This window comes from Delftia sp. HK171 (genome assembly GCF_001886655.1).
GTDB classification, from domain to species: domain Bacteria; phylum Pseudomonadota; class Gammaproteobacteria; order Burkholderiales; family Burkholderiaceae_C; genus Comamonas; species Comamonas acidovorans.
On record NZ_CP018101.1, the window covers coordinates 2,318,474 to 2,336,700 of the forward strand.

The window sequence follows — 18,227 nt, forward strand, 5'->3', positions numbered from 1 at the left end:
CAAGGGGCCGGTTTGACGGGGAATGGGATTATAGCCCGTGGGGTTATTTCCGGATGCCCGGTACGTGTATTGCGCGCGCCGGATGCCGCCTGTCAAGGGCTGTCCGGTTATTGGCGGCACGGTCACGGAGGGGCGCCTAGAATCGTCGGTTCCCCACAACGCACCGCCATCGCACCATGCCCAAGGCTGCTCCCAAGGCTCTTGCCGAGCCCACCAGTTACGAATCCGCGCTGCAGGAGCTGGAGCAGCTCATCGCGCAGATCGAGTCGGGCCAGCTGCCTCTGGAGCAGATGCTGACAGGCTACCAGCGCGCGGCGCAGCTGCTCGGCTATTGCCGCGGCCAGCTCGACGCGGTGCAGGAACAGGTCAAGGTGCTTGACGAGGGGACGCTGGCCCCGTGGAGCCAGGATTGAAGATTGCCATGAGTGCCGTGATGACTTGCGCTTCCGATGTTTCCCAGCCGGCCGGCCCCGGCGCGCTGGATTTCCCCTGCTGGATGACCGATCGCCTGGCGCGCACCGAAAGCGCGCTGTCGCAATGGGTGGGCGTGGATGCGCCTGCGGGCCTGGGCGAGGCCATGCGCTACGCCGTGCTCGATGGCGGCAAGCGCCTGCGCCCGCTGCTGGTCTGGGCCGCCGCGGAGGCCGTCGATGGCCTGCAGCCCGCGGCCGTGCGTGCCGGCTGCGCGGTGGAGCTGATCCATGCCTATTCGCTGGTGCACGACGACATGCCCTGCATGGACAACGACGTGCTGCGCCGTGGCAAGCCCACGGTGCATGTGCAGTTCGGCGAAGCCTCGGCCCTGCTGGCTGGCGATGCGCTGCAGGCGCTGGCCTTCGAGCTGCTCGTTCCCGAGCCCGATCAGGCCGGCAGCATGCCTGACGCCCTGCAGGCGCGGCTGTGCCGGCTGCTGGGCCGTGCCGCAGGCGCGCAGGGCATGGCCGGTGGCCAGGCCATCGACCTGGCCAGCGTGGGCCTGCAACTGAGCGAGGCCCAACTGCGCGAGATGCACCGCCTCAAGACCGGCGCCCTGCTGCATGCCAGCGTGCTCATGGGAGCGGCCTGCAAGGAGGGCGTGGATGCCCAGGCCTGGCAGGCGCTGTCCGACTACGGGCAGGCGCTGGGCGTGGCCTTCCAGGTGGTGGATGACATCCTCGACGTGGTGGCCGACTCGGCCACCCTGGGCAAGACGGCCGGCAAGGACGCGGCCAACGACAAGCCGACCTACGTCTCGCTGCTGGGCCTGGACCAGGCCCGCGCCCATGCCGACGAGCTGTGCGCCCTGGCGCACGCGGCGCTGGCGCGCAGCGGCCTGCCTGATACCCGCGCGTTGGCGGCGCTTGCCGACATGGTGGTGAGCCGCACCCACTGACAATACGGACCGCGGCCTTGCCGCTCCAAGATACCTAGCATGACCACGAACACCTACTCCCTGCTGCAGACCATCGACGATCCCGCGGATCTGAGGCGTCTGTCGCGTGCCGAACTCAAGACCCTGGCCCAGCAACTGCGTGCCTATGTGCTCGACAGCGTCTCCAAGACCGGCGGGCATCTGAGTTCCAACCTGGGCACGGTGGAGCTGACGGTGGCGCTGCATGCGGTGTTCGACACGCCCTACGACCGCGTGGTCTGGGACGTGGGCCACCAGACCTATCCGCACAAGATCCTCACGGGCCGGCGCGAGCGCATGGCCTCGCTGCGCCAGTTCGGCGGCCTGTCGGGCTTTCCGCAGCGCGCCGAGAGCCCGTACGACACCTTCGGCACGGCGCACTCCTCCACCAGCATCTCGGCCGCCCTGGGCATGGCCCTGGCTGCCAAGCAAAAGGGCGAGGACCGCCGCGCCATCGCCGTCATCGGCGACGGCGCCATGACGGCCGGCATGGCCTTCGAGGCGCTTAACAACGCCGGCGTGACCGATGCCAACCTGCTGGTCATCCTCAACGACAACGACATGAGCATCAGCCCGCCCGTGGGCGCGCTCAACCGCTACCTGGCCCAGCTCATGAGCGGGCAGTTCTACGCCAAGGCGCGCGACATGGGCAAGAGCGTGCTCAAGCAGGTGCCTCCGCTGCTGGAGCTGGCCAAGCGGCTGGAGCAGCAGGCCAAGGGCATGGTCGTGCCGGCCACGCTGTTCGAGAACTTCGGCTTCAACTACATCGGCCCCATCGACGGGCATGACCTCGATTCGCTGATCCCCACGCTGGAGAACATCAAGAGCCTCAAGGGCCCGCAGTTCCTGCACGTGGTCACGAAGAAGGGCCAGGGCTACAAGCTGGCCGAGGCCGATCCCGTGGCCTACCACGGCCCCGGCAAGTTCGATCCCAGCGTGGGCCTGGTCAAGCCGGCCACGCCCCCGAAGCAGACCTTCACCCAGGTCTTCGGCCATTGGCTGTGCGACATGGCGGACAAGGACCAGCGCCTGGTGGGCATCACCCCCGCCATGCGCGAGGGCTCGGGCATGGTGGAATTCCACAAGCGCTTTCCGGGCCGCTACTACGACGTGGGCATTGCCGAGCAGCATGCGGTCACTTTCGCGGCCGGCATGGCCTGCGAGGGCCTCAAGCCCGTGGTCGCCATCTACTCCACCTTCCTGCAGCGCGGCTACGACCAGTTGATCCACGACGTGGCGCTGCAAAAGCTGCCCGTGGTCTTTGCGCTGGACCGCGCAGGCCTGGTCGGCGCTGATGGCGCCACGCACGCAGGTGCGTATGACATCGCCTTCGTGCGCTGCATTCCGCACATGAGCATGGCCTGCCCGGCCGACGAGCGCGAATGCCGCCAGCTGCTGACCACGGCCTACGAGCAGGACCATCCCGTGGCCGTGCGCTACCCGCGTGGCGCGGGCGTGGGTGTGGCGCCGCTGGAGAGCCTGGAGGGCCTGCCCTTCGGCAAGGGCGAGGTGCGCCGCGAGTCTGCCAAGAAGCAGGTCGCCATCCTGGCCTTCGGCACCCTGCTGTACCCGGCCCTGGCCGCAGCCGAGGCGCTGGACGCCACCGTGGTCAACATGCGCTGGGCCAAGCCGCTGGACGAGGAACTGCTGCGCCAGGTGGCCTCCACGCACGAGCTCATCGTCACCGTGGAAGAGGGCTGCATCATGGGCGGCGCAGGCAGCGCCGTGGCCGAGTCGCTGCAGGCCGCCGGCATCACGCGACAGCTGCTGCAGCTGGGCCTGCCCGACGAGTTCATCGAGCACGGCGATCCCGCCAAGCTGCTGGCCCTGCAGGGCCTGGATGCGGCGGGCATCGAGGCTTCGGTCCGCGCCCATCTGGCACCCGAGCGTGCCGTGGCCTGAGCAGGGCTGGCGCCCCGCAAGCTTTCCGTCAGATGCGCCGCAGGCCGCGCCAGCTGGCGCCGGGCGGCCTGCGGGAGCCTCTTCAGGCGCGCTGCGGGACCGTTGGCAGGGCTGGCGCCTGCTACAGTAGCGAACGCACGTGCAGACGTGCGTTTTTTTTGCTGAAAAAGGCCATCAGGGAGAGCCATCCATGGACCGTCGCTCACTCATCAAACATGCAGGCATGGCCGGCGTGCTGGCAGCGGCGGCCGCACCCGCAGTCCACGCGCAGGATGCGGCGGCAGGCACGGTGCGCTGGCGGCTGGCTGCGAGCTTTCCCAAGTCGCTGGACACCATCCTGGGCTCGGCCGAGACCTTTGCGCGCACGCTCAAGGCCTTGTCTGCCGGGCGGTTCGAGGTCAGCGTGCACCCTGCCGGCGAGCTGATGCCGGCCTTCGGCGTCGTCGATGGCATACAGAACGGCACCGTGGAGATGGCGCTGACGGCACCCTACTACTTCACCGACAAGGACTACATCTTCGCGCTGGGCTGCGCCATTCCCTTCGGCCTGACCGCGCGCCAGATGGACGCCTGGATGGAGCACGGCGGCGGCCGCAAGCTCATGGACGACTTCTATGCCCAGTACGGCATCAAGAGCCTGAGCGCGGGCAACACCGGCACGCAGATGGGCGGCTGGTTCCGCAAGGAGATCAAGACCCTGTCCGATCTCAAGGGCCTGCGCATGCGCCTAGGCGGCGGCCTGTTCGGCGACACCATGCACAAGCTGGGCGTGGTCGCCCACAACATTCCCGTGGGCGACACCTACCAGGCACTGGAGAAGGGCACACTGGACGCGGCCGAATTCGTCGGCCCCTACGATGACCAGAAGCTGGGCTTCAGCAAGGTCGCCCCCTACTACTACTACCCGGGCTGGTGGGAGGGTGGCGCCGAGCTGTCCTTCTTCATCAGCACCAAGGCCTATGCGTCGCTGCTGCCCGAGTTCCGCGCCATGGTCGATGCCGCTGCCGCCGTGGCCGCGCGCGAGATGACCTCGCGCTATGTGGCGCTGAATCCTGGGGCCCTCAAGAAGCTGCTGGGCGACAAGGTCCAGCTGCGCGCCTTTCCCAAGGATTTCATGGATGCGGGCTTCAAGGCCTCCATGGAAGTGCTGGCCGAGAACGACGCCAAGTCACCCCAGTTCAAGAAGATCCACCACAGCCTGCGCAGCTTCCAGCGCGACCAGCTGCTGTGGGACCGTTTTTCCGAATTCCGCTACAGCAGCTACATGAGCGTGGTGCGGCTGTGAGCGCGAGAGTTGCGGGCGTTTCGTAGGTAGAAGTTCCTAGAAGGCACAGCCCATTTGGGGGCGGTGCCTGCCCTCTCCTCATGTACATTTTCAGGCGGTCATACAAGCTGACACAGATTGGCAGCCCGCCCAGAAATTCCGTTCATCAAGGAGAGTGAAGTGGATCGTCGTTCCATCCTCAAAAACGCCGGTATCGCCGGCATCCTGGCTGCTGGTGCAGCCCCCGCCGTGCATGCGCAAGCGGCGATCCGCTGGCGCCTGGCATCGAGCTTCCCCAAGTCCCTGGACACCATCTACGGCACGGCGGAAGTCTTCTCCAAGAAGGTCAGCGAAGCCACCAGCGGCAAGTTCCAGATCTCGGTGCACGCAGGCGGCGAACTGATGCCGGCCTTCGGCGTGGTGGACGGCGTGCAGAGCGCGGCCGTGGAAATGGCCCACACCGCTCCCTACTACTTCTACGGCAAGGACCCTACCTTCTGCCTGGGCTGCGCTGTTCCCTTCGGCCTGAACGCCCGCCAGATGAACGCATGGATGTACGAGGGCAACGGCCTCAAGCTCATGCGCGAGTTCTACGCCAAGTACAACATCATCAACCTGCCCGGCGGCAACACGGGCGCGCAGATGGGCGGCTGGTTCCGCAAGGAAATCAAGTCGGTCGCCGACCTCAAGGGCCTGAAGTTCCGCACCAACCCGTTTGCGGGCAAGGTGCTGGAGCCCTTCGGTGTGATCCCCCAGTCCATCCCCGGCGCCGACCTCTATCCCGCGCTGGAAAAGGGCACGATCGACGCGCTGGAATGGGTGGGTCCCTATGACGACCAGAAGCTGGGCTTCAACAAGGTCGCGCCCTTCTACTACTACCCCGGCTGGTGGGAAGGCGGTCCGCAGCTGGACTTCTACATCAACACCAAGGCCTGGGAAGGCCTGCCGGCCGAATACAAGGCCGTGGTGGAGGCTGCCGCCTCGCACGCCCACGTGACCATGCTGGCCAAGTACGACGCCAAGAACCCCGTTGCCATCAAGCAGCTGGTGGGCTCGGGCACCAAGCTGCGCCCGTTCACGCAGGACGTGATGACGGCCGCCTTCAAGTCGGCCCAGCAGATCTATGCCGACCTGAACAACACCAATCCCGAGTGGAAGAAGGTCTACACCGACTACGCCAAGTTCCTGGCCGACCAGAACGCCTGGTTCCGCTTCACCGAAGGCACCTTCGACCGCTTCATGCAGCAACAGAAGCTGTGAGCGCAGGCAGGCCGCAAGGCCTGCTGCGCGACAAAAAAGCCCCGCTGGCGCAATACCAGCGGGGCTTTTTCTTTGGCGCGGCTTCAGGTTTGTGCCGCTGCGGGCTGCATGCCTTGCTGCACTACGGCTTCGCCGAAGGCGACCAGCAGGCGCGGGTCGGCCGAATGCATCCAGGCGATGGAGCCGTTGCGCCTTCGCACCAGCATGCGCGGCGCCACCAAGCCCTGCAGCCAGGGCCAGTGCACGATCTTGAAGGTGGCCACCTCGCGCGCCTGCACGCGCTTGTCCCAGAGCCAGGTCTGGGTCAGCTCGCCGTCCTGGTATCGGGTGCGGCTGAAGACCATCCACCAGCCCACCCAGGCGATGAGCACGGCGGCCAGCGCATAGGTGCTCAGGCTGGCGAACGACCATTGCGCATCGCTCAATGCGGGCGCCGACCAGGCAGCGAAGGCCGCCAGTGCAAGCACGATGGCCACGGCCATCACGCGCACCAGCGGAGGGTAGGCGGCGCTTTCCAGCGCCGCAGTGGACGGCTCCTGCGTCATTGCGCGGGCGCTGCCGGTTCAGCCGGAGCCGGTGCAGCATCGGGCGCTGCGGGCGTGTCAGCGGGTGGCGTATCGGCGGGCGGTGTATCTGCGGACGCGCCGAACGGATTGTCCAGGTCGATGCTGCCGCCCTGCGGCTGCATGTCGGCCGGCATCTCCAGCTGGACCTTGTCCAGGTCCACGACCACCTCCTTGTCGAGGAAGACGGTCACGGTCTGCGGGAAGAAGATCACGATGGCCACCAGGATCAGCTGCATCACCACCCAGGGAATGGAGCCCATGTAGATGTCGCTGGACTTGACGGGCCGGTCAATGCGCTTTTCCTTGAACAGCGTGTCCGAGATGCCGCGCAGGTAGAACAGCGCAAAGCCGAAGGGCGGGTGCATGAACGAGGTCTGCATGTTCACGCACAGCAGCACGCCGAACCAGACCAGATCGATCCCCAGCTTGTGCGCCACCGGGCCCAGCAGGGGCAAGATGATGAAGGCGATCTCGAAGAAGTCCAGGAAGAACGCCAGGAAGAAGATGAAGATGTTCACCACGATCAGGAAGCCGATCTGGCCGCCCGGCAGGTCGGTGAGCATGTGCTCGATCCAGATGGCGCCGTCCACGCCCTGGAACACCAGCGAGAACACGCGCGAGCCGATCAGGATGAAGACCACCATGGCCGTCAGGCGCATGGTGCCGTCCATGGCCTCCTTGAGCAGCTGCCAGTTCAGGCGCTTGTGGATGGCCGCCAGGATCAACGAGCCCACAGCGCCCATGGCGCCGGCTTCGGTGGGCGTGGCGATGGCATGGTCCATGAAGGGCAGGCCGCCCATGGAGCCCAGCACCGCAAAGATCAGGATGGCCGAGGGAATGATGCCGCGCAGGCACTTGCCCCACAGCGCCCAGCCGTGCAGGGTGCGTGCCGTGCGGGGCAGGCCGGGCACGTACTCGGGGCGGATGCGGCCCAGGATGAAGGTGTAGATGGCGAAGATCAGCACCTGCAGGATGGCCGGGCCCCAGGCGCCCTTGTACATGTCACCCACCGAGCGGCCGAGCTGGTCGGCCATGACGATCAGCACCAGCGAGGGCGGCACCAGCTGCGTGATGGTGCCCGAGGCCGCCAGCACGCCCGTTGCGTAGCGCATGTTGTAGCCATAGCGCATCATCACCGGCAGCGAGATCATGGCCATGGCGATCACCTGGCCGGCCACGGTGCCCGTGATGGCGCCCAGGATGAAGCCCACGATGATGACCGAGTAGCCCAGGCCGCCGCGCACGGGGCCGAACAGCTGGCCCATGGAGTCGAGCATGTCCTCGGCCAGGCCGCATTTCTCCAGCACCGCGCCCATCAGTGTGAAGAAGGGGATGGCCAGCAGCAGGTCATTGGAGAGGATGCCGAACATGTTGATCGGCAGGGTGGACATGAAGTTGGCGGGGAACCAACCCATTTCGATGGCGAAGAAGCCGCTGAACAGGCCCAGCGCCGCGAGCGAAAACGCGACGGGGAAGCCGATCAGCATGATCACGATCAGCCCCGTGAACATGATCGGGGCAAAGTTTTCCATGTGCATTCTGGTGTCGTCCTGGAGAAGTCGGTGGGAGCTGGGCCGGGGTTACTGAACCGGCTTCTCGTAGTGCGTCGTCATCGCGTAGCTGCCGTTGAGATAGGCAACGCGCTTGATGATCTCGGCCACGCCCTGCAGGAACATGGCGCCAAAGCCCAGGGGTAGCAGCAGGCCGGCGGGCCAGCGGATCAGACCGCCGATGTTTCCGGACATCTCCTTGGTCACGAACATGTTCCAGAAGAAGGGCCAGGTCAGCCAGGTGAGCAGGCCCATCACCGGCAGCAGGAAGAAGATCAGGCCGAACAGGTCCACGAAGACCGGCCCCTTGCCGCGCAGCTTGCCGTAGATGATGTCCACGCGCACATGCTCGTTGAGCTTGAGCACCAGCGGCGCGCCCAGCATCACCGTGGTGCCGAACAGGTACCACTGGATCTCCAGCCAGGCGTTGGAGCTCATGTCCAGCCCGTAGCGCGTGACCGCATTGCCTGCGGAGATCAGTGCGGCAGCGAGCACGGCCCAGCCCGCGACCTTGCTGAGTTTGGTGGATACCCAGTCCATGCCCATGGCGAATTTGAGGAGTCCTGACACGCTTGCTCTCCTTGTATGAACAAAAAAATAGGCCCGCTGGGGCCGATGGCTAGATGGAGAGGCTTGCGCCCGCGGGAGCGGTGGAACGTGCCGGGCGTGCCGGTGCCTGGCTTGCGCCGTGGGACTGGGGTGTTGTGCATAGAGCCTGCATGGTGTCTCCAAAGGATAGGCTGTGGGGTCCTTCAAGCGGCGGCCTGTAGGCCTGTGCGCTGCGCTCTTGTCGGCGCCTGGACCGGAAAGCCTGGATTTTACGAAGACCCGCCAGGGTTCGCGGCCGTATCCACCCCCTAAGAAATCGGTAGGAACCCCAGTACACCGGCCTTCAGGGCGGTGAAACCGGCTTGCGGGCCCCCAGTTTGCGGTACAGCGTGGCGCGGCTGATGCCCAGCGCGCGGGCGGCCCGGGTCACATTGCCCTGGGCATCCTGCAGGGCCTGCTCGATCAGCACGCCCTCGCTGGCGCGCAGCGGGCTGGGCTGGGCGGCTGTGGCCAGCGCTGCCGTGCCCAGCGCAGGCAGCAGCTGGCGCAGCTGGGGGCCGGGCTGCACCAGGGCCTGCAGCCGCAGGCCCGACCACAGCGGCAGGCGCAGCGGCTCGTTGGGGCGCTGGCGCGCATGGTCCACCAGCGCCGTCCAGGGCATGGCCAGCAGTTCGCTGCAGTGCAGCGGCTGGCCCGGCAGCGACAGCGGCTGGGGCACCAGCTGGCGGGCCAGGGTATTGCTGCCCGCCACATGCCCTTCGGCGTCCACGGCCAGCAGGCCTTCGCCCTCCTGGCCCAGCGGCCCGCCGGGCCAGTTCAGGTGCAGCAGCAGGGCATGGGGCAGGGCGCGCAGCAGCCGGTCCTCGATGGCGCGGGCGCAGCGCAGCGCCAGGTGCATGAGTTCGGGCCGCTCCGGCACATCCACGCCCGTGATGTCCAGCATGCCCAGGCAGCGGCCGTCCGGGCCGGACAGCGGCGCACCCGCGCAGCTGTAGTGGCGGTTGGCCTCGAAGAAATGCTCTGCCCGGTGCAGCCAGACGGGGCTGTGCTCGGCCAGGGCCGCGCCAATGGCCGTGGTGCCCACGCCCTGCTCGGACAGGTCCACGCCCACGCGGGCGATGGCCTGCACGCGGATGTCGCTGCGCTCCAGCGGCCCCTGCACCTCCAGCACCGTGCCGCGTGCATCGGTCAGCAGGCTGAAGTAGTGCATGGCGCCCACGGCGCCCACCAGTTGGGCCATCACGGGGCGCGCGGCCTGCAGCAGCACCTCATGGCCATCACGGGTCTGGCGCAGCGCATGCGGCCCCAATGCTTCGTAGACCACGCGCTCGTCCGGGCGGCGGCCTGCCGCCAGGCAGCGCTGCCAGGAGCGCCACAGCCAGGGTGCGATGCCGGGCGGTGAACCGGCCAGCGCCTGATCGCCGAAAACCAGGCTGCGGGCCCGGGCGACCTGCTGGTGGCGCGGATCGGCGGGGCAGGGCTGCGCGGCGTCGGGGCTCAGGGCGAACATGGGGCGGGAACTCCTGTGGCTGGCTGGCAAGGGATTGCGAACGGGCTGGCAGGCGGGTGCACAAGCGGGCGCAGAAGCGGGCGCAGGCGAAGACCCGGCCGCTGATGGCGGAGGCTGCGCAGGCAACTGTGTCATTTTGAGAATATCCGCGCCGCCCGGCCCGGGCTTGCGGGTCAACCCTAGAACGGGCGCCTGCGGGCAGGGCGACCATGGCAGGCGAGGTTCCCGGCGTTCCCCCACGTTCCAGATCACCGCCGATCACAGGCAGGAGACAGCACGATGAATGTCCAGCTCACCGTCAACGGGCGCGCGCAGCGCATCGACGTTCCGCCCAACACCTTGCTCGTGCATGCGCTGCGCGAGCACCTGCGCCTGACCGGCACGCATGTGGGCTGCGACACCAGCCAGTGCGGGGCCTGCACCGTCATCGTCGACGGCCACGCCGTCAAGTCCTGCGCCATGCTGGCCGTGCAGGCCGAGGGCTGCGAGGTGCGCACCATCGAAGGGCTGGCGGATATCGACGGCGGCCTGCACCCCATGCAGGCGGCCTTCAAGGAGTGCCACGGCCTGCAATGCGGCTTTTGCACGCCGGGCATGGTCATGAGCGCCGTGGACCTGTGCCAGCGCCAGCCGTGCGCGGGCGATCGCGAGATCCGCGAGGCGCTGGAGGGCAACCTGTGCCGCTGCACGGGCTACCAGAACATCGTGGCCGCCGTGAAAAAGGGCAGCCAGGCCATGGCAGGGCCTGCGGCCTGAGCGCCGCAGGTCACCACAAGGAGACAGCCATGGGTGCATCCGACTTTTCCAAGCTCCCCCACATCGGCGAGCCCGTCAAGCGCAAGGAGGACTACCGCTTCCTCACGGGCGCGGGCCAGTACACCGACGACATCGCGCTGGCCGCCCAGGCCCATGCGGTGTTCGTGCGCTCGCCGCACGCGCATGCGCGTGTGCGCTCCGTTTCCACCGATGCGGCCAAGGCCGCGCCCGGCGTCATCGGCGTGCTCACGGGCGCCGACGTGGCGGCCGACAAGATCAACGGCCTGCCCTGCGGCTGGCTGATCACCAGCACCAACGGCGAGCCCATGAAGGAGCCGCCGCACCCCATCCTGGCGCTGGACACCGTGCGCTACGTGGGCGACCAGGTCGCCATGGTCGTGGCCGAGACGCTGGAGCAGGCACGCGACGCGGCCGAGCTGGTGGAGGTGGACTACGACCCGCTGCCCGCCGTGGTGCTGGTGGCCGACGCGGCGGCCGGCAGCGTGCCCGGCGCGGTGGTGCACGACATCGCCCCCGACAACCACTGCTACAAATGGGCCATCGGCGACAAGGCCGCCGTGGATGCCGTGTTTGCGGGCGCCGCCCACATCGCCCAGCTGGACCTGGTCAACAACCGGCTGATCCCCAATGCCATGGAGCCGCGCGCGGCCATCGGCAGCTACAGCCGCGCCAATGACGAGTACACGCTGTACGTGGCCAACCAGAACCCGCACGTCGAGCGGCTGCTGATGACGGCCTTCGTCATGGGCCTGCCCGAGCACAAGGTGCGCGTGATCGCGCCCGACGTGGGCGGCGGCTTCGGCTCCAAGATCTTCCTGTATGCCGAGGATGTCTGCCTGACCTGGGGTGCGCGAAAGCTCAACCGCAACATCAAGTGGACGGCCGACCGCAGCGAGTCCTTCCTCACCGACGCCCATGGCCGCGACCACGTCAGCCATGCCGAGATGGCCATGGACGCCAGCGGCAAGTTCCTGGCCATGCGCGTGCACACGGATGCCAACCTGGGCGCCTACCTGAGCACCTTCGCCAGCGCCGTGCCCACTATCCTCTATGCCACCTTGCTGGCCGGCCAGTACGCCACGCCCCAGGTCTATGTGGAGGTCGATGCCTGGTTCACGAACACCGCGCCCGTCGATGCCTACCGGGGCGCGGGCCGGCCCGAGGCCACCTACCTGCTGGAGCGCCTGGTCAGCCGCTGCGCCTGGCAGCTGAACCTGACCCAGGCCGAGATACGGCGGCGCAACTTCGTCACCAGCTTCCCCTACCAGACGCCCGTGGCCCTGCAGTACGACGTGGGCGACTATGGCGCCTGCATGGACAAGGCCGAGGCCCTGGCCGACGTGGCCGGCTTTGCCGCGCGCCGTGCCGACAGCGAGGCGCGGGGCCTCAGGCGCGGCCTGGGCTACAGCAGCTACATCGAGGCCTGCGGCCTGGCGCCCAGCAACATCGCGGGCGCCCTGGGCGCGCGGGCCGGCCTGTTCGAATGCGGCGAGGTGCGCGTGCACCCCACGGGCAGCGTCACCGTGTTCACGGGCTCGCACAGCCACGGCCAGGGGCACGAGACCACCTTTGCCCAGGTGGTGGCCGCTCGCCTGGGGATACCCGTGGAGAACGTGGACATCGTCCACGGCGACACGGGCCGCGTGCCCTTCGGCATGGGCACCTATGGCTCGCGCTCCATCAGCGTGGGCGGCGCGGCCATCATGAAGGCGCTGGACAAGATCGAGGCCAAGGCCAAGAAGATCGCGGCCCACCTGATGGAGGCCAGCGACGCCGACATCGACTTCGCGGGCGGCGAGTTCACGGTGCGTGGCACGGACAAGAAAATCCCCTTCGCCCAGATCGCGCTCACCGCCTATGTGCCGCACAACTACCCGCTGGACAAGCTGGAGCCCGGCCTCAACGAAACCGCCTTCTACGACCCCACCAACTTCACCTTTCCCGCAGGCACCTACATCTGCGAGGTCGAGGTGGACCCGGCCACGGGCGTGGTGCGCGTGGACCGCTTCAGCGCCGTGGACGACTTCGGCACCATCATCAATCCCATGATCGTCGAGGGCCAGGTGCACGGCGGCGTGGCCCAGGGCATAGGCCAGGCGCTGCTGGAAAACTGCGTCTACGACCGCGAGACCGGCCAGCTGCTCACCGGCAGCTTCATGGACTACGCCATGCCGCGCGCCGACGATTTCCCCGAATTCAAGCTCGGCACCGTCTGCACGCCCTGCACGCACAACCCGCTGGGCACCAAGGGCTGCGGCGAGGCGGGGGCCATAGGCTCGCCGCCCGCCGTCATCAATGCCGTGCTCGACGCACTGCATCCCCTGGGTGTCAGGGACCTGGACATGCCGGCCAGCCCGCACCGTGTCTGGTCGGCCATCGACGCCGCAGCCACCTCCTGAGGAGAGCGCCATGTACGCATTCACCTATGAAGCCCCGGGCACCACGGCCGACGCCGCCGCGCTGGCCGCGCAGGGAGGCCAGTACCTGGCCGGCGGCCAGAGCCTGCTGCCATCGATGCGCCTGCGTCTGGCGCGGCCCGAACAGATCGTGGACCTGAACCGCGTCCAGGGCCTGGCCGGCATCGCCGTCAACGGCCAGACCGTGGAAATCCGCGCCATGACGCGCCATGCCGACGTGGCCGCCAACCCGCAGGTCCAGGCCGCCATCCCGGCCCTGGCCGAGCTGGCCGGCGGCATCGGCGACCGCCAGGTGCGTGCGCGCGGCACCATCGGCGGCTCGCTGGCCAACAACGACCCCGCTGCCTGCTACCCCAGCGCCGTGCTGGGCCTGGGCGCCACCGTCGTCACCGACCGGCGCGAGATCGCGGCCGACGACTTCTTCCAGGGCATGTACACCACGGCGCTGGGCAGCGGCGAGCTGATCACGGCCGTGCGCTTTCCCGTGCCGAAGAAGGCCGCCTACCTCAAGTTCAAGCAGCCCGCCTCGCGCTTCGCCCTGGTGGGCGTCTTCGTCGCCCAGACCGACAGCGGCGTGCGCGTGGCCATCACGGGCGCCGGGCTCAGCGTGTTCCGCCATGCGGGGCTGGAGACCGCGCTCAACCAGAGCTTCACACCCGACGCGGCCGCCCAGGTGCTGATCGACCATGCCGACCTCAACAGCGACCTGCATGCCAGCGCGCGCTACCGGGCGCAGTTGATCAGCGTGCAGACGCAGCGTGCGGTATCGCAGATGCTGGGGTGACACGGCGGATGCCTTCCGAGCAAGCCATTGCCTCCATAGACGCCCTGGTCGCCGCGCTGCAGGCCGAAGGCTATTTCGCCGACCGGCGCCTGGCCACGGCCGTCTTCCTGGCCCTGCGGCTGCAGCGGCCGCTGCTGCTGGAGGGCGAGCCCGGCGTGGGCAAGACCGCGCTGGCCCAGGCGCTGGCACGCGTGCTGGCGCGCCGCCTGATCCGGCTGCAGTGCTATGACGGCATGGAGCAGCGCGAGGCGCTGTATGAATGGAACTACGCGGCCCAGCTGCTGCACCTGCGCGCGGCCGAGCTGGCCTCGGCGCAGCCCGCGGCCGCACCGCAGCAGGACCGACTGCAGCGCGCAGAGCAGGAGGTCTACCAGGAGCGCTACCTCGTAAGCCGCCCGCTGCTGCAGGCCCTGCAGCAGCCCGAGCCCGGCGCCGTGCTGCTGATCGACGAGATCGACCGCGCCGACGAGCCCTTCGAGGCCTTCCTGCTGGAGTACCTGGGCGAGTACCAGGTCAGCATTCCCGAGCTGGGCACGGTGGCGGCGCGCGTGCCGCCCGTGACCGTGCTCACCAGCAACCGCACGCGCGACCTGCACGACGCCGTCAAGCGCCGCTGCCTCTACCACTGGCTGGACTATCCCGGGCGCGAGCGCGAGCTGGCCATCGTGCGCGCCCTGGTGCCCGGGGCCGGGCAGGCCCTGACGGCCCAGGTGGCGAGCTTCGTGGGACGGCTGCGCAGCCAGCCCTTTGCCGACGCCTTCCAGCGCGTGCCCGGCATTGCCGAAAGCGTGGAATGGGCCAAGGCCCTGGTGGCTCTGGACACTCTGGTGGTCGATCCCGAAGTCGTGCACGACACGGCCGGCATCCTCTTCAAGCAGCGCGAGGACGTGACCGCGCTCACGCCCGAGCGGCTGCAGCAACTGCTGGCGCCGGAGCCCGCGCCGTGACGGCTGGTGCAGCCGGTGCCGCCGGTGCCGCCGATGGGGGCGAGCGCACCAGCTGGCTGGGCGATGCGCGCAGCGGCAAGCTGGCTGGCAACCTGGTCGGCTTTGCGCGTGCGCTGCGCCGCGCGGGCGTGCCCGTGGATGGCGGGCGCATGGCGCTGGCCCAGCAGGCCCTGTCCCTGGTCGGCCTGGCGCGCGAGGACATGGCCGCCGCGCTGGAGGCCGTATTTGTGAGCAACGCCCAGGACCGCGCCGTGTTCCGCGAACTGTTCGACGCCTACTTCCGCAATCCCGATGTGGCCAGGCAACTGCTGGCCCAGTTGCTGCCGCAGGCGCCCCGGCCGTCCGCGCCGCGCCACCGCCCGCGCGTGCAGGAAGCCCTGTCGCCCCGCCAGGCCGGCGAGGGCAGGGCCACCGTCGATGAAGAGCTGAAGCTGGACGCCGCCATGACGGCCAGCGAGCGCCACCGCCTGCGCCATGCCGACTTCAACCAGCTCAGCGCCAGCGAATACCTGCTGGTGCAGCGCCTGGCCCGGGACATTGCCCTTCCCTTGCCCCGCTACCGCAGCCGCCGCACGCGCACCGGCCAGCGCGGCGCGGTGCCCGACTGGGCTGCCAGCCTGCGTGCGGCATCGCGCCACGGCGGCGAAATGCTGCAGCTGCTGCGGCGCGACCGCCGGCGCCTGCCGCTGCCCTGGCTGGCCCTGGTCGATGTCTCGGGCTCCATGGAGCGCTATGCGCGGCTGCTGCTGGCCTTCCTGCACGCGGCCACCAGCACGCAGCGCCATGCGGGCCTGCGCCGCCAGGTCTTCAGCTTCGGCACCGAGCTGCGCGACCTGGGCCCGGCCTTTGCCCAGGCCGATACCGACGCCATGCTCGAGCGCGCCAACGCCGCCATCGCCGACTTTGGCGGCGGCACGCGCCTGGGCAGCAGCCTGGGCGAACTGCGCCGCCTGCATGCGCGCCACCGGGTTTCAGGCCTGGTGGGCCGGCGCACCCTGGTGCTCATCATCAGCGACGGCCTGGACACCGGCGATGCCGCCGAACTGGACCGCGAACTGGCCTGGCTGCGCCGCCACAGCGCGCGGCTGCTGTGGCTCAACCCGCTGCTGCGCTTTGACGGGTATGCCCCACTGGCCCAGGGGGCAGCCGTGCTGCATCGTCATGCCCATGCCATGCTTGCGGTACACAACCTGGAATCGCTGCAGCAACTGGCCAGTCACCTGGCGCGGCTGCTGGCGGCGCCAGGCCGCTGAGCCGCTTGCGGCCACCCCCATCGCAGAAAGGAATTGCCATGGAAATGCAAGCCAGCCGTTCCCTTGCCGTCAGCCAGCAGCAGGCCTGGGAGGCGCTCAACGATCCTGAAACGCTCAAGGCCTGCCTGGCCGGCTGCGACCGCTTCGAACCCCTGGGCGATGACCAGTACGCCGTGGGCATGGCGGTCAAGGTGGGGCCGGTATCGGCCAAGTTCAGCGGCAAGGTCACGCTGTCCGACATCACGCCCCCCGAGCGCTACCGCATCGCCTTTGAAGGCCAGGGCGGCGTGGCCGGCTTCGGCAAGGGCGAGGCCGACGTCACCCTCACCCCCGAGCCCGCTGACGCCGCAGGCCAGCCGCGCTGCCTGCTCAGCTACAGCGTGCAGGCCCAGGTCGGCGGCAAGATCGCCCAGCTGGGCCAGCGGCTGATCGACGGCGCAGCCCGCAACATGGCCGACGACTTCTTCGCGCGATTCGACACGCTGATGCAGCAGCGCCACCCGCGCGCGCCCGCAGCGCCTGCCGATGCAGGCGACACCGCCGACCTGTCCCACCTGCCTGCCGGCCTGGCCGATGAAACCGGCCACATCGAGCCCACCGTGGACGCCCAGGCCTGGGAGCACGACGCCGCAGCCGGCGTGGCCACGCCGCTGGATGCCGCACCGGCCACCGAGGCCGAGGAACGCTCGCGCCGCGCCATCCCGCTGTGGTGCTGGGGGCTGGCCATCGTCGTCGTTCTCGGGGCTGGCTGGCTGCTCTCGCGGTACTGAGTCCTTGCGCCGACCCACGGCTTTTTCCACCCACCCTGAACGATGCGCGCTGGCGCAGCACAATAGCCGCCGAAAAACGCCAGGCGCCCAGCTGCACAGGCAAGCCAGGTGCCGGCGTGGAGATTTGCAATGGAAAACCTGGATGTTCATGTTCTGCGCCACCTCGCGCAATGGCGCGCTCAGGGCGAGCGCGCGCTGCTGGCCACGGTGGTGCGTACCTGGGGCTCGTCGCCCCGGCCCATCGGCTCCATCATGGCGCTGGGGGCCTCGGGCGCCGTGGTCGGCTCCGTGTCCGGCGGCTGCATCGAGGACGACCTGATCGCCCGCTACAGCCACGCCTCGGACGCCGACGCCCTGCGCGACGGCGCGCCCCGGCTGCTGCGCTACGGCGTCAGCGCCGACGAGGCCCACCGCTTCGGCCTGCCCTGCGGCGGCACGCTGGAGCTGCTGCTCGAATTCAATCCCGACGCTGCTGCGCTGCAGCAACTCGTCCAATGGCTGGACGAAGGCCGCATGGTGCGGCGCACCGTGGACAAGGCTACGGGCCAGGTCGTCCAGCAGGTCAGCGACGCGCCCGAGCCGCTGGTGCATGCCGGGCAGCAGGTCGCCAACAGCTTCGGGCCCGAGTACCGCATGCTGCTCATCGGCGCAGGCCAGCTGTCCGAATACCTGGCCACCATGGCGCTGTTCAACGGCTTTGCGGTCACCGTCTGCGACCCGCGCGAGGAATACAGCCGCCACTGGAGCGTGGCCGGCGTGCAGCTGTCGCGCGAGATGCCCGACGACCTCGTGCGCACCATGCGCGCCGATGCGCGCACCTGCATCATCGGCCTCACGCACGACCCCAAGCTCGACGACCTGGCCCTCATGGAAGCCCTGGAGTCCCCGGCCTTCTACGTCGGCGCCATCGGCTCGCGCCGCAACACCGCCCTGCGCCTGCAGCGCCTGAGCGAGCACTTCGGTCTGGGCGACGCACAGCTCGCGCGCCTGCGCGGCCCCATCGGCCTGTACATAGGCAGCAAGACGCCTCCCGAAATCGCCGTCAGCATCATGGCCGAGGTCCTGGCCGCCAAGAACGGCGTGGCCCTGCCACGCGGCATGACCGTGGAAGAAGGCAAGCTCGCCGCAGCCCAGCCCCCGCAGCCGCTGGAGGATGACGGGCCCGAGGGCATTACGCCCTTGGTGTGCGGGGTATAACCTGCTCCGCCTGGGCTATGTGGTACCCATTGCCAATAGTGAAAACTTTCAATTGATCGATTTGTGATTTATATTGAACATTCGTTCTTTA

At 68.6% G+C, this 18,227-nt stretch carries 16 protein-coding genes; 12 read left to right on the forward strand and 4 right to left on the reverse strand.

What is annotated here, in order from left to right; all coding sequences use genetic code 11:
• Window positions 1-176 precede the first annotated feature (176 nt).
• From xseB to BO996_RS10555, 5 genes are all read left to right on the forward strand, one after another.
• Window positions 177-413 carry an exodeoxyribonuclease VII small subunit gene (gene xseB, locus BO996_RS10535; RefSeq protein ID WP_012204163.1) on the forward strand — a complete coding sequence of 79 codons (237 nt, stop codon included), beginning with the start codon at window positions 177-179 and terminating at the stop codon, window positions 411-413.
• An 8-nt stretch (window positions 414-421) separates the two neighbouring features.
• A complete protein-coding gene (locus tag BO996_RS10540; protein ID WP_012204164.1) occupies window positions 422-1,372 on the forward strand; it encodes a polyprenyl synthetase family protein in 951 nt (316 codons plus the stop codon).
• Between the two features lie 39 nt (window positions 1,373-1,411).
• Window positions 1,412-3,292, forward strand: a complete 1,881-nt coding sequence (gene dxs, locus BO996_RS10545; RefSeq protein WP_034391284.1) for a 1-deoxy-D-xylulose-5-phosphate synthase — start codon at window positions 1,412-1,414, stop codon at window positions 3,290-3,292.
• Between the two features lie 190 nt (window positions 3,293-3,482).
• Entirely contained in the window at window positions 3,483-4,577 is a 1,095-nt protein-coding gene (dctP, locus tag BO996_RS10550; protein WP_013803621.1) for a TRAP transporter substrate-binding protein DctP, read from the forward strand.
• A 159-nt stretch (window positions 4,578-4,736) separates the two neighbouring features.
• On the forward strand, window positions 4,737-5,816 hold the full coding sequence (locus tag BO996_RS10555; RefSeq protein ID WP_013803620.1) for a TRAP transporter substrate-binding protein: 1,080 nt from the start codon (window positions 4,737-4,739) through the stop codon (window positions 5,814-5,816).
• Window positions 5,817-5,899: 83 nt separating this feature from the next.
• On the opposite strand, the gene BO996_RS10560 is transcribed toward BO996_RS10555, so the two are convergent.
• The 4 genes from BO996_RS10560 to BO996_RS10575 all read right to left on the reverse strand — a co-directional run bounded on the left by BO996_RS10560 (window position 5,900) and on the right by BO996_RS10575 (window position 9,991).
• Window positions 5,900-6,361: a hypothetical protein gene (locus tag BO996_RS10560; RefSeq protein WP_013803619.1), complete on the reverse strand. Its 462-nt coding sequence runs from the start codon at window positions 6,359-6,361 to the stop codon at window positions 5,900-5,902.
• Complete coding sequence (locus tag BO996_RS10565) at window positions 6,358-7,920, reverse strand: TRAP transporter large permease (protein WP_013803618.1); 1,563 nt, start codon at window positions 7,918-7,920, stop codon at window positions 6,358-6,360. The genes BO996_RS10560 and BO996_RS10565 overlap by 4 nt, the downstream gene beginning before the upstream one ends.
• Window positions 7,921-7,962: 42 nt before the next feature.
• Window positions 7,963-8,502: a TRAP transporter small permease subunit gene (locus tag BO996_RS10570; RefSeq protein WP_013803617.1), complete on the reverse strand. Its 540-nt coding sequence runs from the start codon at window positions 8,500-8,502 to the stop codon at window positions 7,963-7,965.
• Window positions 8,503-8,824: 322 nt separating this feature from the next.
• Window positions 8,825-9,991 (reverse strand): helix-turn-helix domain-containing protein, encoded by a 1,167-nt coding sequence (locus BO996_RS10575; protein WP_071954690.1) that lies wholly within the window; start codon window positions 9,989-9,991, stop codon window positions 8,825-8,827.
• Window positions 9,992-10,270: 279 nt separating this feature from the next.
• Between BO996_RS10575 and BO996_RS10580 the strand changes: the two genes are divergently transcribed.
• From BO996_RS10580 to BO996_RS10610, 7 genes are all read left to right on the forward strand, one after another.
• Window positions 10,271-10,747 carry a (2Fe-2S)-binding protein gene (locus tag BO996_RS10580; RefSeq protein WP_013803615.1) on the forward strand — a complete coding sequence of 159 codons (477 nt, stop codon included), beginning with the start codon at window positions 10,271-10,273 and terminating at the stop codon, window positions 10,745-10,747.
• Between the two features lie 29 nt (window positions 10,748-10,776).
• The gene (locus tag BO996_RS10585; protein WP_071954691.1) at window positions 10,777-13,167 is read left to right on the forward strand and encodes a xanthine dehydrogenase family protein molybdopterin-binding subunit; all 2,391 of its coding nucleotides are present in this window, start codon (window positions 10,777-10,779) and stop codon (window positions 13,165-13,167) included.
• 10 nt (window positions 13,168-13,177) lie between these two features.
• Window positions 13,178-13,969, forward strand: coding sequence for an FAD binding domain-containing protein (locus tag BO996_RS10590; RefSeq protein WP_071954692.1), 792 nt, complete (start codon window positions 13,178-13,180; stop codon window positions 13,967-13,969).
• Window positions 13,970-13,977: 8 nt separating this feature from the next.
• Window positions 13,978-14,916, forward strand: coding sequence for an AAA family ATPase (locus BO996_RS10595; protein ID WP_071954693.1), 939 nt, complete (start codon window positions 13,978-13,980; stop codon window positions 14,914-14,916).
• On the forward strand, window positions 14,913-16,169 hold the full coding sequence (locus BO996_RS10600) for a vWA domain-containing protein (RefSeq protein ID WP_071954694.1): 1,257 nt from the start codon (window positions 14,913-14,915) through the stop codon (window positions 16,167-16,169). The genes BO996_RS10595 and BO996_RS10600 overlap by 4 nt, the downstream gene beginning before the upstream one ends.
• Window positions 16,170-16,207: 38 nt before the next feature.
• The gene (locus tag BO996_RS10605; protein ID WP_047325844.1) at window positions 16,208-16,939 is read left to right on the forward strand and encodes a CoxG family protein; all 732 of its coding nucleotides are present in this window, start codon (window positions 16,208-16,210) and stop codon (window positions 16,937-16,939) included.
• A 129-nt stretch (window positions 16,940-17,068) separates the two neighbouring features.
• Window positions 17,069-18,136 (forward strand): XdhC family protein, encoded by a 1,068-nt coding sequence (locus BO996_RS10610; protein ID WP_071954695.1) that lies wholly within the window; start codon window positions 17,069-17,071, stop codon window positions 18,134-18,136.
• Window positions 18,137-18,227: the final 91 nt, after the last annotated feature.

What these genes read in the sequence shown, in the direction of transcription:
- xseB (WP_012204163.1), top strand. Translation starts at nt 177, where the DNA reads ATGCCCAAGGCTGCTCCCAAGGCTCTTGCCGAGCCCACCAGTTACGAA.
- dctP (WP_013803621.1), top strand. Translation starts at nt 3,483, where the DNA reads ATGGACCGTCGCTCACTCATCAAACATGCAGGCATGGCCGGCGTGCTG.
- BO996_RS10565 (WP_013803618.1), bottom strand. Translation starts at nt 7,920, where the DNA reads ATGCACATGGAAAACTTTGCCCCGATCATGTTCACGGGGCTGATCGTG.
- dxs (WP_034391284.1), top strand. Translation starts at nt 1,412, where the DNA reads ATGACCACGAACACCTACTCCCTGCTGCAGACCATCGACGATCCCGCG.
- BO996_RS10540 (WP_012204164.1), top strand. Translation starts at nt 422, where the DNA reads ATGAGTGCCGTGATGACTTGCGCTTCCGATGTTTCCCAGCCGGCCGGC.
- BO996_RS10605 (WP_047325844.1), top strand. Translation starts at nt 16,208, where the DNA reads ATGGAAATGCAAGCCAGCCGTTCCCTTGCCGTCAGCCAGCAGCAGGCC.
- BO996_RS10585 (WP_071954691.1), top strand. Translation starts at nt 10,777, where the DNA reads ATGGGTGCATCCGACTTTTCCAAGCTCCCCCACATCGGCGAGCCCGTC.
- BO996_RS10590 (WP_071954692.1), top strand. Translation starts at nt 13,178, where the DNA reads ATGTACGCATTCACCTATGAAGCCCCGGGCACCACGGCCGACGCCGCC.
- BO996_RS10580 (WP_013803615.1), top strand. Translation starts at nt 10,271, where the DNA reads ATGAATGTCCAGCTCACCGTCAACGGGCGCGCGCAGCGCATCGACGTT.
- BO996_RS10610 (WP_071954695.1), top strand. Translation starts at nt 17,069, where the DNA reads ATGGAAAACCTGGATGTTCATGTTCTGCGCCACCTCGCGCAATGGCGC.
- BO996_RS10575 (WP_071954690.1), bottom strand. Translation starts at nt 9,991, where the DNA reads ATGTTCGCCCTGAGCCCCGACGCCGCGCAGCCCTGCCCCGCCGATCCG.
- BO996_RS10595 (WP_071954693.1), top strand. Translation starts at nt 13,978, where the DNA reads ATGCCTTCCGAGCAAGCCATTGCCTCCATAGACGCCCTGGTCGCCGCG.
- BO996_RS10560 (WP_013803619.1), bottom strand. Translation starts at nt 6,361, where the DNA reads ATGACGCAGGAGCCGTCCACTGCGGCGCTGGAAAGCGCCGCCTACCCT.